Source organism: Microbacterium sp. MYb62 (genome assembly GCF_002979475.1).
In the GTDB taxonomy this organism is placed as follows: Bacteria; Actinomycetota; Actinomycetes; order Actinomycetales; family Microbacteriaceae; genus Microbacterium.
The window spans coordinates 218,642-233,415 of sequence record NZ_PCOY01000003.1; the positions used below are offsets into that span (position 1 = coordinate 218,642).

The 14,774-nt window shown below is 69.8% G+C and carries 11 protein-coding genes; 3 read left to right on the forward strand and 8 right to left on the reverse strand.

Annotation, left to right across the window (positions count from 1 at the left end; all coding sequences use genetic code 11):
• The first annotated feature begins 57 nt into the window (after positions 1-57).
• Positions 58-1,338 carry a TetR/AcrR family transcriptional regulator gene (locus tag CQ042_RS05845; protein ID WP_105669619.1) on the forward strand — a complete coding sequence of 427 codons (1,281 nt, stop codon included), beginning with the start codon at positions 58-60 and terminating at the stop codon, positions 1,336-1,338.
• Between the two features lie 13 nt (positions 1,339-1,351).
• Here CQ042_RS05845 and recQ read toward each other — a convergent pair whose 3' ends face one another.
• On the reverse strand, positions 1,352-3,400 hold the full coding sequence (gene recQ / locus CQ042_RS05850; RefSeq protein WP_105669522.1) for a DNA helicase RecQ: 2,049 nt from the start codon (positions 3,398-3,400) through the stop codon (positions 1,352-1,354).
• Between the two features lie 216 nt (positions 3,401-3,616).
• Between recQ and CQ042_RS05855 the strand changes: the two genes are divergently transcribed.
• Positions 3,617-3,961, forward strand: a complete 345-nt coding sequence (locus tag CQ042_RS05855) for a GNAT family N-acetyltransferase (RefSeq protein ID WP_105669523.1) — start codon at positions 3,617-3,619, stop codon at positions 3,959-3,961.
• The gene (locus tag CQ042_RS05860) at positions 3,958-4,893 is read left to right on the forward strand and encodes a pirin family protein (protein WP_105669524.1); all 936 of its coding nucleotides are present in this window, start codon (positions 3,958-3,960) and stop codon (positions 4,891-4,893) included. Before CQ042_RS05855 ends, CQ042_RS05860 begins: the two co-directional genes overlap by 4 nt.
• A 70-nt stretch (positions 4,894-4,963) precedes the next feature.
• On the opposite strand, the gene CQ042_RS05865 is transcribed toward CQ042_RS05860, so the two are convergent.
• The 7 genes from CQ042_RS05865 to CQ042_RS05895 all read right to left on the reverse strand — a co-directional run bounded on the left by CQ042_RS05865 (position 4,964) and on the right by CQ042_RS05895 (position 14,732).
• Positions 4,964-6,421: a cation acetate symporter gene (locus tag CQ042_RS05865; protein ID WP_105669525.1), complete on the reverse strand. Its 1,458-nt coding sequence runs from the start codon at positions 6,419-6,421 to the stop codon at positions 4,964-4,966.
• Entirely contained in the window at positions 6,418-6,792 is a 375-nt protein-coding gene (locus CQ042_RS05870) for a heavy metal transporter (protein WP_105669526.1), read from the reverse strand. The genes CQ042_RS05865 and CQ042_RS05870 overlap by 4 nt, the downstream gene beginning before the upstream one ends.
• Entirely contained in the window at positions 6,789-7,526 is a 738-nt protein-coding gene (locus CQ042_RS05875; RefSeq protein ID WP_105669527.1) for a LytTR family DNA-binding domain-containing protein, read from the reverse strand. The genes CQ042_RS05870 and CQ042_RS05875 overlap by 4 nt, the downstream gene beginning before the upstream one ends.
• A gap of 5 nt (positions 7,527-7,531) precedes the next feature.
• Positions 7,532-8,713, reverse strand: a complete 1,182-nt coding sequence (locus CQ042_RS05880; protein ID WP_105669528.1) for a sensor histidine kinase — start codon at positions 8,711-8,713, stop codon at positions 7,532-7,534.
• Between the two features lie 31 nt (positions 8,714-8,744).
• The gene (locus CQ042_RS05885; protein ID WP_105669529.1) at positions 8,745-8,990 is read right to left on the reverse strand and encodes a YbdD/YjiX family protein; all 246 of its coding nucleotides are present in this window, start codon (positions 8,988-8,990) and stop codon (positions 8,745-8,747) included.
• Between the two features lies 1 nt (position 8,991).
• A complete protein-coding gene (locus CQ042_RS05890; RefSeq protein WP_105669530.1) occupies positions 8,992-11,277 on the reverse strand; it encodes a carbon starvation CstA family protein in 2,286 nt (761 codons plus the stop codon).
• A gap of 257 nt (positions 11,278-11,534) precedes the next feature.
• Complete coding sequence (locus CQ042_RS05895; protein WP_181157468.1) at positions 11,535-14,732, reverse strand: S8 family serine peptidase; 3,198 nt, start codon at positions 14,730-14,732, stop codon at positions 11,535-11,537.
• Between the last annotated feature and the right edge of the window lie 42 nt (positions 14,733-14,774).

Genomic DNA, 14,774 nt, shown 5'->3' on the forward strand with positions numbered 1-14,774 from the left:
TAAGTGAAAGTAGACCAGTTGGTAATGAGCGAGGATAGGAGGATGAAGGAGGATGCGATGACGACCACCACGCCGACCGGCTCGCGACACGAGCGCGCCACCGCGACACGGCAGCGCATCCTCTCCGCCGCACACGATCTGTTCGTCGAACGCGGCTACCGTTCCACGTCTCTGCGCGACATCGCCGCCGCGGCATCCGTCAGCCACCCGGGTCTCCTCGGCCACTTCGCGTCGAAGGACGAGCTGCTCGCCGACGTCGTCGCCGCACTCGAGGCCGACAACGAGACGGTGTTCAGCGCGGTCGCGGCAGCATCCGAGCCCGGCGAGCTGATCTTCGCCGGCATCGCCGAGCGCAACGCCCGCACCGAGGGCTACCTCGAGCTGTTCGCCGCACTCACCGGAGAGGCGTCCGCACCCGGCCACCCCGCGCACGAACGGATGCGCGAGCGATACTGCCGGTTGCGGGCCCTGAGCAACGATGTCCTGGAGGATGCGAAGTACCACGGCGTGATCGCCGCCGACCGCGACGTCGACGGAGAGACCGTTCGGCACATGGCGGGATGGGACGGCCTGCAGCTGCTCTCGCAGTACCTTCCGGATCAGGTCGACGTGGTGGAGATGCTCGAGGAACGCGAGAACCTGTGGGCGTCACCCCTCGGTTGGCGGGACCCCGACGACGAGGACGCATCCGACGCCACGGCTCCGGCCGGCCCCCTGCCCGATCTGCGAACGACAGCGGTGCCCGACACCGATCCCGGATATGCGGTCGGCCGCCGCCGCCGCGCGCAGATCCTCGCGGATGCGACACGCCTGTTCTCGCGCGACGGCTACGGCGACACCAGCCTGCAGGACATCGCCACGGCGGTCGGAGTGTCGAAGTCGACCCTCCTGCACCACTACGCCTCGAAAGAGCTGCTGCTGCGCGCCGTCCTCACCGAACGCGACAGCGCCGTCAACGGGAACCAGGGATACAGGGGAGCCGCGTCGGCCGGCGAGATGCTCCGCAGCATCCCGGACGGCGCCGCCCTCAGCGCCCGGGACGAGCCGGGCCTGATCGAGGTCTACGCGGTCCTCTCGTGCGAAGCGGTGCCCGCCGCGCATCCCGGCCACGACTACTTCGCGACCCGGTTCGCGAACGCCCGCGAGTATTTCACGGAGCTGTTCCGGCTCGCCCAGGCCGACGGCGATCTGCCGGCGCATCGCGACCCCACCCACGAGGCCACCTGGCTCATCGCGATGTGGGACGGCCTGCAATATCAGTGGCTGTACGACCGGAGCAGGGTAGACATCGCCGCGCACCTGCGCGCGCACCTCGAAGACGTGCTGCCCCCACGCTGAGTCGGCCGCGAGATCAGGCGCCCGCGATGACCGCCAGCACGCCCTCGCCGTAGGCCTCGCGCTTCTTCGCACCGATGCCGGTGATGCCGTCGAGGTCGGCCAGGGAAGCAGGGCGATGCTCCGCGAGCGCACGCAGCGTGGCATCGCCGAACACGATGTACGCGGGCACACCCTGCTCGCGCGCGGTCTCCGCCCGCCAGGCGCGCAGCGCCTCGAACAGGCCGCGGTCGCCGGCATCCAGAGCGTCGGCGGCACTGGCCTTGCGGGCGCGCCCCGACGAGGCCGGACGCCCGATCGTGTCCTTGCGCAGCGGCACGGCAGTCTCTCCCCGCAGCACTCCGGCGGCCTGCTCGCCGGGGGCGAGGGTGCCGTAGTCCCCCTGCGCGATCAGGATGCCGCGGGCGAGGAGCTGGCGCACCACGCTGCGCCAGTCCTGGTCGGAGAGGTCGTTGCCGATGCCGTAGGTCGCGAGCTTGTCGTGCCCCTGCTGCCGGATGCGCTCGGTCGAGGCGCCGCGGAGGATGTCGATCAGATGACCCGCACCGAACGCCTGATTGCGCTCGCGCTTGAGTCGCACGATCGTCGAGAGCAGCTTCTGCGCGGGCACGAGGCCGTCGAAGGTCTCGGTGTCGTCGAGACACGTGTCGCAGTTGCCGCACGGCTGCGACTCCTGGCCGAAATACCCGAGCAGGTTCTGGCGGCGGCACTCCACGGTCTCGCACAGCGCGAGCATCGCGTCGAGGTGCTGCCCCATCCGCATCTTGAAGGTGCGGTCGCCGGGGCTCTGGTCGATCAGGCGGCGCTGTTGCACGACGTCACCGAGGCCGTACGCCATCCAGGCCACCGAGGGCTCGCCGTCACGGCCCGCACGACCGGTCTCCTGGTAGTACCCCTCGACCGACTTCGGCAGGTCGATGTGCGCGACGAAGCGCACATCGGGCTTGTCGATGCCCATGCCGAACGCGATCGTCGCGACCATGACCACGCCGTCTTCGCGGAGGAAGCGCGCCTGGTTGGCCGCACGCACCTCGGCGGGGAGACCCGCGTGATACGGCAGCGCGTCGAGTCCCTGAGCGGCGAGATAGGTCGCCGTCTGCTCGACCGACTTGCGGCTGAGCGCGTACACGATGCCCGCCGGCTGGGTGCCGTCGTCGGCCACCGTGGTCTGCGACTTGATGAACGCGACCAGCTGCTTGCGCGGGTCGACCTTGGGCACGATCCGGTACTGGATGTTCGGGCGGTCGAAGCTCGCGACGAAGTGCGCAGCGCCGTCGAGGCGCAGCCGCTCGGTGATCTCCTTGTGCGTCGCGGCGGTCGCGGTGGCCGTGAGCGCCATGCGCGGCACCCCGGGGAACCGCTCGCCGAGGTCGCCGAGAGCGAGGTAGTCGGGGCGGAAGTCGTGGCCCCACTGCGACACGCAATGCGCCTCGTCGATCGCGATCACACTGAGGGTTCCGCGTTGCAGCAGCGCCGTGGTCTGCGCACTCGACAGGCGCTCCGGCGCGACGTAGATGAGATCGAGCTCGCCGGCGATGTACGCCCGCTCGACCTCGCGGCGCTCGTCGATGGCCTGCGTGGAGTTGAGATACGCGGCGTTGACGCCGTTGGCGCGCAGCGCATCGACCTGATCGTGCATGAGCGCGATGAGCGGGCTGATCACCAGCCCCGTGCCCTCGCGCACGAGCGCAGGCACCTGGTACGTGATGCTCTTTCCGCCACCGGTCGGCATCAGCACGACGGCGTCTCCGCCCGCGATGACCTGTTCGACGATGTCGGCCTGATCGCCGCGGAATTCCTCGTACCCGAAGACCGTATGCAGCGCCTCACGCGCGTTCGGATAGCGGCTCGGAGTCGCCCGGCGCACCGCAGGTGCGGGGGCCGCGGCGGGTGACGGAGCCACCGGGGTCACCGGCCCCTGCCCCCAGTCGAGAGGCGGCTCGAAGCCCGCGCCCTGCGGCTCCCAGTCCATCGGCTCGGGCGGGAGGGACGACTCCCAGCCGTCGTCGTAAGGCTCGTCGGCGTACGGCAGATCCGCGTACGGGTCACGGGGAATCTGCGGCATCCCTCCAGCGTAACGACCCCCGCCGACGCGAGCGGCGCGTCATCCACAGGCGGGGCGCGTCCTGCCCGGCTCTCGATGCGCGAGAACCCGGACCGTCGTGCACCCCGACGGCGCGCCGCCCCGCGCCGTGCCTGAACCGGACGGTCTGGGTTTTCGCCCGCCCCACCCCTCGCACGCGGGCGTAGGTTGGAGGCATCCCGTTCGAAGGAGCATCCGATGACCGACATCACCGTGACCCGCAACGACCAAGAGTCGCGCTACGAGATCCGCGCCGACGACGTGCTCGCGGGCTTCGCGGCGTACGATCTGCGGCCCGGCTCCATCCGCTTCATCCACACCGAGATCGACCCTGCCTTCCAGGGTCAGGGGCTGGCCGGGAAACTGGCATCGGCGGCGCTGGCGGATGCTGCGGGTCGCGGTGACGCGATCGTTCCGCTGTGCCCGTACATCGCGAAGTACCTCGGAACGCACGAGGTGCCGGGTGCCGAGATCCGCTGGCCGAAGGACCCGTCGGGCACCGCCGGCTCCGCGGACGAGGACCCGACGGGCCGAGCCGAATGATCGGGCAGCACCGCCTCATCCTCGAGCCGCGCGAGGTTCCGCTCGGCGGAGTGCGCGGCATGAACGTGCTGCGTGCCCTGCCGCACCGCAACCTGCCGACGATCGGTGCCTGGTGCTTCCTCGACCGGTTCGGTCCTGCCGACACGAAGATGCGGGTCGAGCCGCACCCGCACATCGGACTGCAGACCGTGACCTGGCCGCTCGTCGGCGAGATCCGCCACCGCGACTCGCTCGGCAGCGATGCCGACCTGCGCCGCGGACAGCTGAATCTGATGACCGCCGGCAACGGCATCTCGCACTCGGAGTACTCGATCGGCGAGGGCCCCGTGCCCCTCGACGCCCTGCAGTTCTGGGTCGTGCTGCCGGACTCCGCGCGCCACGGCGCGGCTGGATTCGAACGGCACACCGAGCTTCCCGCGTTCGCGCTCCCGGCCGACGAGGGCGCGGATGCCGAAGCCACCGTCGTCCTCGGCGACTACGCGGGCGTGCGCTCGCCCGCCACGGTGCACACCCCGATCGTCGGAGCCGAGATCGTGCTCGCCCCCGGCTCGCGGGTGCGCCTGCCGCTGCGCTCCGACTGGGAGCACGCGCTGATGCTCGTCGAGGGCGATGCCGTGGTGGCCGCGCATCCGCTCGATCGCAACGGTCTGCTCTACCTCGGCGACTCCCGCGACGAGGTGGAGGTGTCGAGCGACGAGGGCGCCCTGCTGTTCCTGCTCGGCGGCGAGCCCTTCGAGGCCGACATCGTGATGTGGTGGAACTTCGCCGGCCGCACGCACGACGAGATCGTGGCGGCGCGCGAGGAGTGGGAGGCGGAGTCTTCGACGGGCGCGGCGCCCACGCGCTTCGGCACGGTCGAGGGACACGACGTGCGCATCCCCGCCCCTCCCCTGCCACCCGTGCGGCTCATGCCGCGCAGCCGGAAGCTCTGACGCGCGGTCCCGCTCCATTCCGCGTGGGTGACGGGCGGGACGGGGACGGACGGGCGCAGGTACGGGGAGCTCAGCCGCGCTCGGGGGTGTGCACGCGCGCGAGAAACCGCGCGGTGCGCGGCGACGGCCCGCGCGGATCGAGGAGCGAGACGACCACCGTCACCGCCGTGGCGAGGGGGATCGTCCACGCGGCGGGCTGGGCCAGATACGGCGCGGCGACCCCGACGCCGCCGACCGCCGCGTGCACGAGCAGTGCGAGACCCGCGGCGATCCCGCCCGACAGCATCCCGGCGACCGCCCCGCGGGCGGTGAGCCCTCGCCACCAGACCCCGAGCAGCACGACCGGCGACAGCGTCGACGCCGCCACCACGAACACCACACCGACACTCGAACCGAGTCCCGCCGGCGCGGTCAGCAGGGCGACGGCGAGGGGCACCAGCGCGCAGAGCACGGCCGACAGCCGGAACGAGCGCACCGACCCGGAGAACACGTCCTGGCTGATGACGCCCGCGAGCGACACGACGAGGCCGGCCGACGTCGCCAGGAACGCCGCGAACGCTCCGGCGACGATCAGCGCGGTCAGGAGTTCGCCGAGAACGCCGGGGAAGACCCGCGACGGCAGCAGCAGCACCACCGTGTCGGCGACGCCCGGCACCGCGAGATCGGGGGCGGCGATGCGCGCCAGCAGTCCCATCGTGCTCGACACCGCATAGAACGCGCTGACCATGCCGATCACGATCACGGTCGTGCGCCGTGCCGAGACCCCGGTCGGACTCGTGTAGAACCGCACCAGCACGTGCGGCAGGCCCATGGTGCCCAGCAGCAGCGCGAGCAGGAGGGATGCCGTCTCGTACGCGTCGAATCCCGAGGGGCCGGCCTCGACCGGGAACACCAGCGCGGGATCGAAGTCGTACGGCCCGCCGCTGAGCGCGAAGGCGATGAACACCACCGGCACGAGAAGCGCGGTGAGCTTGAGCCAGTACTGGAATGCCTGCACGTAGGTGATGGCGCGCATGCCACCCGCGGCCACCGCAGCGGCCACCAGCACCGCGACGGTCACGGCCCCCACCCATTCCGGAAGGCCGGCGACGACGAACAGCGTGATCCCGGCGCCGTGCAGCTGCGGCACGATGTAGAGCCAGCCGATCACCAGCACCGCGATGCTGGTCACACGCCGCGCCGACGTCGACTCCAGTCGCGCCTCGATGAAGTCGGGGATCGTGTACGCCCCGCTGCGACGAAGCGGCGCTGCCACGAACGCGAGGACCAGGAGGTAGCCGGCCGCGTATCCGATCGGGAACCAGAAACCGCGGGCGCCGTCGAGCAGCACGAGGCCCGACAACCCGAGGAAGGTGCCGGCCGAGAGGTACTCTCCGCTGATCGCCGACGCGTTCCACACCGGGCGAACGGTGCGCGAGGCCACGAAGAAGTCGCCGGTCGTCCGCGAGATGCGCAGACCGTAGACACCGATGAGCAGCGTCGCGATGATCACGAGCGCGACCCCGATGAGATCGAGGACCGCGTTCATTCGCGATCCCGGAGCGCCCGATACCGACGTTCGTTGCGGGCGGCCGTGCGCACGTAGAGCACCGCGAACACGAGGATGATCGGATAGAACGCGTAGGCCTGCAGCAGCCAGGACAGCGGCAGACCCCACACCACGACGCGCCCGATCTCGGGGATGAGCGCGATGGCCAGGGTCAACGCGATCACGACGACCACGAACCCCGCCACCGTCCCGAGCGCGAGTCGGAGTTGACTGCGCATCAGTGCCCGCGCATAGACGGCATCCGCTTCGTCCACCGGGGAGCCGGGCAGCGCGATGCCGCGGGTGAAGGTCGCCGGCCGCCGATCGGGCAGATCGGCCGTCACCCGCACGCGCTTCGGCTTCTCGGTCATCCTGCGCCCTCGCCGCGCAGCAGCGTCTCGCGCACCGCGGGCACCAGGCGCCGGCTGACCGGCAGGGCGACCGCGCCGATCGAGACCGCGGGCTCCGCCCCCGAGAGCCGCGCCTCCGTCACCGCGGACATGCGCACGAGCGAGGAGCGATGGATGCGCAGGAATCCGGCGTCGGCCCACCGCGCCTCGAGCTCGGAGATCGGGATGCGCACCAGGTGTCCCGTCCCGTCGCCCGTGTGCAGCCGCGAATAGTCACCCTGCGCCTGCACCCAGCGCACGTCGCTGCGGCGCACGAACCGCACCACGGATCCGACCGTGACCGGGAGCATCTCGTCGTCTCCGGCGGCCGCGGTCTCTCCGAGTTCGACCACCCGGTCGACGGCCTGACGCAGCCGTTCGGCGCGCACGGGTTTGAGCAGATAGTCGGCAGCCCGCAGCTCGAACGCTTCCACGGCCCTGGCCTCGTCGGCCGTGACGAACACGACGGCGGGCGGTTCGGCGAGAGTGGACAGGGCGCGAGCGAGCTCCATGCCGCTGAGTCCCGGCATGTGGATGTCGAGGAATGCGATCCGCACCGCCCGCTCCGACAGCAGCCGCAACGCCTCCGCGCCGGACGACGCCGTGACGATCCCGCCGATGCGGGGATCGGTGCGCAGCAGGTGGACCAGCTCGTCCAGAGCGGGTCGCTCGTCATCCGCGACGAGCACGTCGATCTGCTGTGCACTGTTCGTCATGGTCGTCAGTCGTTGTCGGGGTCGTGCTGCGGTTGGGATTTCGGCACCCGCATGCGCACCAGGGTACCCGCGCCCGTGTTCGTCTCGACCACCAGGCCGCCGTCGGCACCGTAGAGCTGGCGGAGTCGGGTGTCGACGTTGCGGAGCCCGACGTGCACGCCGTCATCGCCGGCGGTGAGCGTGGCCCTCAGTCCCTCGGGATCCATGCCCACGCCGTCGTCTTCGACCGTGATCTCGGTGTGGGTGCCGTCGTCGCGCGAGGCGATGCGGATCTCCCCTCCTCCTTCGCCCGGTTCGAGGCCGTGACGTACGGCGTTCTCGACCAGCGGCTGCACCGAGAGGAACGGGATGACGGTCGCCAGCGTCTCCGGTGCGATCTGCAGCACCACCCGCAACCGGTCGCCGAAGCGCGCGCGTTCCAGTTCGAGGTAGGAGTGGATGCTGCCCAGCTCCTCCGCGAGCGTCGTGAACTCCCCCTGGCGCCGGAACGAGTACCGGGTGAAGTCGGCGAACTCGAGCACCAGCTCCCGTGCTCGGGCCGGATCGGTGAGGACGAACGACGCGATCGCGGTGAGGGCGTTGTAGATGAAGTGCGGCGAGATCTGCGCCCGCAGCGACCGCAGCTCCGCCTCGGCGAGCTGGGTCCTCGATGCATCGAGTCCGCCGAGTTCGACCTGCGCCGCACACCAGTCGGCGACCTCTTCCGCTGCGCGCACGAGCGCGGCCCGCACGGGAGCGGCGAATGCGACCACCACGCCGACCGTCCTGCCGTCGATGAGGATCGGTGCGCCGACGGCTTCGAGCTCGTCGGCCTCCCCCGACGCCGGGAAGACCTGTCGACGTCCGGTCGCCCTGACACGTTCGGCGATGCGTCTCGCGCTCGGCTCGAGTCCGTCGGAGGCACCGTCGAAGGAGACCACATCGTCGGCGCTCACGATCGCGACCGCGGCACTGCCGAGGAGCACCCGCAGATGCCGTGCGGCCTTGATCACATCGGGTGCCGCGAGCCCTTCCCGAAGATGCGGCGCCGCCAGGCTCGCCTGGTGCAGCGCGGTGAGAGCTGCCTGTTCGGCGTCGCTTCCGAGGTCGGCGGCACCGCGCGCCAGTCGACGTGCGAGCAGGAGGAGCACCGAGAGGACGATGCCGCCGAGCACGCCGAGGATCGCTGCGAGAACGACGTCGGTCATGCCTTCAGCCTAGGCACTGGCATTGCCGCGCTCAGCAGCAGCGGGCACCGGGGTTGCGATCCTGATCGTCCATCCGCTGCCGCCAGAACTGTCGTTCGGTCAACGGCTCCTCATCCGGATGCCGGCGACGATGATGGGCGACGTAGGTCGCATAGGCGGTGTCGCCCATCAGCGTCGTCATGTACCAGCGGATGCCGCGGCCGACCCGCCCCACGGCGCCGATGAGCGTCCGCAGGAGGGTGGTCGCGGCATCCGTCCGACTCATGGTGTCGGCCATCTCAGTGCGTCGACGCCTTGCGCTCGTCGGCGAGGATCGGCTCCCACTGCTTCTCGAGCTCGCGCTCCTCGGCGCTCGGCAGGAAGCCCGCCGGGGCGAAGCGGCGCGAGGCCACGGGGGCGTCCTCGGTGTTCTCGCCGCCACCGTTGCGGATGGCCTTGATCGTGACGATCACGGCCATGACCATCACGATGATCGCGAGGGTGACGAAGATGATCGACAGCGTGCCCTGCACGGCGGTGTTGCGGATGACCGCGTCGAGCACCTCCGGGCCACCGAGCGAGGTGTCTCCGCTGTCGCGGGCGGCGACGTACTTGAAGTGGTTCGCCCAGTAGCCGATCGCGGGCACCGGGGAGAGGATCTTGTAGAGCGACGCCGTGATGGTCACGACCGCGGTGAACGCGAGCGGCAGCGCGATGATCCACAGCCACTTGAAGTAGCTCCGGCCGCGCTTGGCGACGATCGCCAGCACCACGGCGAGCGCGATCGCGGCGAGCAGCTGGTTGGCGATGCCGAACAGCGGGAAGAAGGTGTTGATGCCGCCGAGCGGGTCGGTCACACCGAGGATGAGGATCGCTCCCCAGCCGGCCACCATGATCGCGGTGCAGATCCAGACGCCGGGACGCCACGACACGTCGCGGAACTTGGGGAACCAGGCGCCGATCGAGTCCTGCAGCATGAAGCGGGCGACACGCGTGCCGGCATCCACCGCGGTGAGGATGAACAGCGCCTCGAACATGATCGCGAAGTGGTACCAGAACGCCATGAGGGCCTGCCCGCCGAGGGCCTGCTGCATGATGTGCGCGAGGCCGAGCGCGAGGGTCGGTGCTCCACCGGTGCGCGAGACGATCGATTCCTCGCCGACCGCGGCTGCCGTGCCCGTGAGCATCTCGGGCGTGAGGTTCACCCCCGTCAGCCCCAGCGAGTTGACGAAGGCCACGGCCCCTTCGACCGTGCCCCCTGTCGCGGCCGCCGGCGCGTTCATCGCGAAGTAGATGCCCTGATCGATCGAGATCGCGGCGACGAGCGCCATGATCGCGACGAACGACTCCATGAGCATGCCGCCGTAGCCGATGAAGCGCGTCTGGCGCTCCTTCTCGATGAGCTTCGGTGTCGTCCCGGAGGCGATCAGCGCATGGAACCCGGAGAGGGCACCGCACGCGATCGTGACGAACAGGAACGGGAAGAGCGGACCGGCGAACACCGGGCCCATGCCGTTCTCGCCGAAGATGCTCACCGCGGGGACGGTGATCTCCGGACGCACCAGCACGATGGCGCCGGCGAGCATCACGATCACGCCGATCTTCATGAAGGTCGACAGGTAGTCGCGCGGGGCGAGGAGCAGCCAGACCGGGAGCACGGCGGCGATGAAGCCGTAGATGATGATGCCCCAGGCGATCGTGGTGCGGTCGAGGTGGAAGATCGCCTGGCCCCAGTCGGTGCCGGCGACCCAGCCGCCGCCGATGATCGCCGCCATCAGCAGCACGAAGCCGATGATCGACACCTCCGTGACCTTGCCGGGGCGGAGGTAGCGCAGGTAGACGCCCATGAAGAGCGCGATCGGGATGGTCATGGCGACCGAGAACACACCCCAGGGGCTCTCGCCGAGTGCGTTGACCACGACGAGCGCGAGGATCGCGACGATGATCAGCATGATCAGCAGCGAGGCGATGATCGCGGCGGTGCCACCGATCTTGCCGAGTTCCTGACGGGCCATCTGGCCGATCGTGCGTCCGCCGCGGCGCATCGAGAAGAACAGGACGGTGTAGTCCTGTACGGCACCGGCGAGCACGACGCCCACGATGATCCAGATCGTGCCGGGGAGGTAGCCCATCTGCGCGGCGAGCACTGGTCCGACGAGCGGTCCGGCTCCGGCGATGGCGGCGAAGTGGTGACCGTAGAGGACGCGGCGGTCGGTGGGGACGTAGTCCTTGCCGTCCTGCTTGACCTCAGCCGGGGTGGCCCGGCGGTCGTCGGGGCGGGTGATGTACTTCTCGATCACCTTCGAGTAGAACCGGTAGCCGATCAGATACGTGCACACCGCGGCGAACACGAACCAGATCGCGTTGACCGTCTCTCCGCGGACGATCGCGAGCATGGTCCAGGCGACGGCGCCGAGAAGGGCGATCGCGGCCCACAGGATGATCTTCGGCAGGGTCCAGCGGTTCGCCTTCTCGTGATGCTCATCGGTGAGGGCGACGGAGGGGAGTTTCGGATCGGTGACGATCACGGGCTCGTCATCGACGAGTCCTGCGCCGTCGCGGCGGCGCGACGAAGGTGCGGTCATGGGGGTCTCCTCGGGATACGCGACGTTGCGTTCCCCCACGTTAGGAAGGCGAGGCCGAGGGAGGAGGACCGAGGAGCGGATGCTGCGACGAGCGGCGCGGATCACGCGATGAACGGGCGTCTCGTCTCCTCACCGCGCGCGCCCGATGGTCGGGACTCCGCTCGCGCGATGGCCGCCAGGGAAGAGCTTCGCTCGCCCAACGGCCGGGAAGGGAGACCCGGACGTTGAGCGAGCGAAGTGTGAGGAGACGCTCAGGCCTACTCCGGCTTCTCCGTCTCCGGTGCCGGCGTCTCCGGTGCCGGCGTCTCCGGTGCCACGGTCGGCGGAGCGCTCGTCTCGGGTGCCGGCGTCTCGGGTGCCGGGGCCTCCGGCGCCGGGGTCTCCGGTGCCGGGGTCTCCTGCACCGGCTCCTTCGCCTTCTCCGCCTCCGGCACATCGACCGAGACCACCGTGCGGACCGCGGAGTCGCCGTACTGCACGAGCCCGAGGTAGCGGGTGCCGGCGGTCAGGCCGGTCCAGCGGAGTTCATACGCCGTCTTCTCGCCGCGGACCGCCGCAAGGGGGTTCGGCGTCGCGGTGAACGAGCCCTCTCCGGCCGGCAGCACGTTGGCGTAGGTCATGTCCCACGTCATCGGGCCCGTGGTCGCGTACACGTTCGCCACCACGAGGTACGTACCTGCGGTCGGCGCGGGGATTGTGACCTGCTCGTCCGCCGAACCGGTCGCCGACTGCCACCGCTGGTAGTACTGCAGATCGTCCGGACTCACCACGCGGTACACGGTGAGGTCGAGGTCGCTACCCTCGTCGTCCGACGAGTCGAGATCGAACCGTGAGAGCGTCGTGCCCTCCGGCACATCCACGATCCAGGCCACGTCCTTGTTCGCGTCGCCCGAGTTCTCGTTCCCCGAGTGCCCGTCGACCGGGTTCTCCGGGTCGCTGAGCAGCTGGAACGGGGTGAGGCCCGAGAGGTTGAGCGCCAGGTCACCGTCGAGGCCGGGGATGATGTCGACCGAGGTGCTGCCGTCGGCACCGGTGCCGGTGACCTCCGCCGGAGCATCCGCGGTGACCGGGAACAGCGCGATCGGCGAACGCACCGTGTTCTTCGCGCTCGTCCAGGTCAGCGAACCGGTGGCCCACTGCTCCACCGGCGCGCTGGTGTTGTCGAACGTGACCGTGAAGGTCTTGCTCTGCCCCGGGCGGTCGAACTTCAGCTGCGCGGGGGTGACCTTGACGTCGACACCCGGAACCGAGGCCTTCGCGGTGAACGTCCCCTTCTCCGTCGAGGTGACGGTCCGGGTGACGGTCTGCGCGCTGGCCAGCGAGCCGATCGAGATCGAGGCCTGGTTCAGATCGCTGCCGTCGATGGGGTCGATGCCGGGGAAGTCCGACAGCCCCTTCCCATCGAGGAACGCGGCCCAGTCCTTCACCCCGTTGAGGTAGAGCAGACCCGGGTTCAGATACCGCTTCGCATCGACCTGGCCCGCACCCTGCTCGAACGGGTTGGTGTTCTTCGTACCGTCGGGCAGCACGGTGTCGTAGGCGGTGGTCATCATCGCCGACTTGATCTCGGCCGGTGTCGCCTTCGGGCGCTCGCCGAGGTACAGAGCAGCAAGGCCCGCCACGTGCGGCGACGCCATCGACGTGCCGGAGAGGATGCCGAACGTGGGCTCCTCACCCGGAGCGTTCTCGGTGGCCGCGAGGATCGCGACACCGGGAGCCGCGACATCGGGCTTCATCACATCGCTGCCGTCTGCCAGCATCGGTCCGCGGCTCGAGAAGCCCGCGATCTGCGGCGTCGGAGTGGTCACGCCCGTGGTGTTCTCACCGACGAGGGTGATCGGACGATCGGCTCCGCCCTGCACGTATGCGAGCACGGCTGCGCGGTGCACGGCATTCAGGTGCACGGTCGGCACCGCGTGGAAGTCGTTGTCGAGCGAGTCGGCACCGCCGGGCACGTTCACGAGCACCATGCCCGTGCCACCGGCATCCTTGACGACCTGCGACTTCTCGGCGCGGGCGTTGCCACCGCGGTCGCACACCACGATGTGTCCGGCGACCTCGGCCGGATCGAGGGTGCCGGGCAGGCAGAGCTGCGGATCGACGGCGCCTGGCGCGGCGGCATCCACTGCGGCGATGGACGGGCCGGTGATCGTCTGTCCGAACGGCACGCTCACCGACGCGCCGGCCTGTGCGAACCCGTCGAACTGCACGGTGCCCTCCCACGTGGGGATGGTGGAGGCGGCGACCGTCGTGTACCAGGGCGACGCGTGGTCGGCCGTGACCGGGTCGGGACCGTCGTTGCCCGCGCTGGTCGCGACGAAGACGCCGGCGGCCGCGGCGTTGAAGAACGCGAGGTCCTCCGGTGCCATCACGGTGCTCGCGGCGCCCCCGCCGATGGAGTAGTTGATCACATCGACGCCGTCGGCGACGGCCTGATCGATCGCGGCGATGAGGTCGCTCTGCGCGCAGATGTCGTCCGTGGTGACCGTCGTGTCGGGACCGACGTAGCAGGCCTTGTAGGCCGAGATCTTCGCACCGGGAGCGACCCCCGAGATCGTCCCGAAATCGACGTTCTCGATGCTGGCGTCGACCTTGAAGTTGCCGGCAGCGGTGCTCGCCGTGTGCGAGCCGTGGCCGTCGCCGTCGCGCGGCGAGAGGTAGTCGTACTGGAAGTCGAAGCCGGCGGCCTCGGCCCCGGCGAAGAAGTACTGTCCGCCGATGAGCTTCGAGGAGTAGTCGCTCCTGTCCCAGTCCTGGCCTTCGACCATCGCGGCCTGGAACTGCCCGCCGTCGGACTTGTCGAAGTAGACGTACGTCCCGTCGGTGTAGGGCTGACCACCCTTGCGGCGGTCGTGCTGCTTCTTCTGCTTCTTGATCTTCTTGCCCTCGAAGGAGGGGTGCTCCGGGGCGATGCCGGTGTCGATCACACCCACCACGACGCCCTCGCCGGCCTTCTCGACTCCTCCGGTCTGCTGCCACACGCCTCCGCGGCCCTTGCGGTCGTCGCCGAGTCCGAGGTAATCGGTCGACGTCTGCGCGTCGGGGTGACGGATCTCATCGGGGTAGACACCGAGAACATCCTTCGAGGCACGGAGCGCATCGACCTGCTCACCGCTGAGGTCGGCGCTGAACCCGTTCAGCACGACCTGATAGGTGGTGTCCGGGGTGACGCCGATATCGCTGACGAGGTCGGTCTGCTCGGTCTGGAGGTGCTCCACATAGCGCTGCGAGTCCTGCGACTGCGTCTCGAGCTGGTCGCCTTCGGCGGGCTTCGTGGCCTTCAGCCCCTTGACGTCGCCTTCGTAGGTGGCGAGCGGATCCGACTTCATCACCACGATGTAGTGCCCTGGGGTGCCTGCGACGGGGACGGGGTGCGTCACCTCCTCCGTCGCCGCGTAGCCGGTGGTTGCCGTCGATGCGATGAACAGCGTGGCCAGGGTGGTGGCTGCTGCCATCCGGAGGGGTGTTCGACCCATGTGGTGCTCCCGATGATCACG

What these genes read in the sequence shown, in the direction of transcription:
- CQ042_RS05845 (WP_105669619.1), top strand. Translation starts at nt 58, where the DNA reads ATGACGACCACCACGCCGACCGGCTCGCGACACGAGCGCGCCACCGCG.
- recQ (WP_105669522.1), bottom strand. Translation starts at nt 3,400, where the DNA reads ATGCCGCAGATTCCCCGTGACCCGTACGCGGATCTGCCGTACGCCGAC.
- CQ042_RS05855 (WP_105669523.1), top strand. Translation starts at nt 3,617, where the DNA reads ATGACCGACATCACCGTGACCCGCAACGACCAAGAGTCGCGCTACGAG.
- CQ042_RS05860 (WP_105669524.1), top strand. Translation starts at nt 3,958, where the DNA reads ATGATCGGGCAGCACCGCCTCATCCTCGAGCCGCGCGAGGTTCCGCTC.
- CQ042_RS05865 (WP_105669525.1), bottom strand. Translation starts at nt 6,421, where the DNA reads ATGAACGCGGTCCTCGATCTCATCGGGGTCGCGCTCGTGATCATCGCG.
- CQ042_RS05870 (WP_105669526.1), bottom strand. Translation starts at nt 6,792, where the DNA reads ATGACCGAGAAGCCGAAGCGCGTGCGGGTGACGGCCGATCTGCCCGAT.
- CQ042_RS05875 (WP_105669527.1), bottom strand. Translation starts at nt 7,526, where the DNA reads ATGACGAACAGTGCACAGCAGATCGACGTGCTCGTCGCGGATGACGAG.
- CQ042_RS05880 (WP_105669528.1), bottom strand. Translation starts at nt 8,713, where the DNA reads ATGACCGACGTCGTTCTCGCAGCGATCCTCGGCGTGCTCGGCGGCATC.
- CQ042_RS05885 (WP_105669529.1), bottom strand. Translation starts at nt 8,990, where the DNA reads ATGGCCGACACCATGAGTCGGACGGATGCCGCGACCACCCTCCTGCGG.
- CQ042_RS05890 (WP_105669530.1), bottom strand. Translation starts at nt 11,277, where the DNA reads ATGACCGCACCTTCGTCGCGCCGCCGCGACGGCGCAGGACTCGTCGAT.
- CQ042_RS05895 (WP_181157468.1), bottom strand. Translation starts at nt 14,732, where the DNA reads ATGGCAGCAGCCACCACCCTGGCCACGCTGTTCATCGCATCGACGGCA.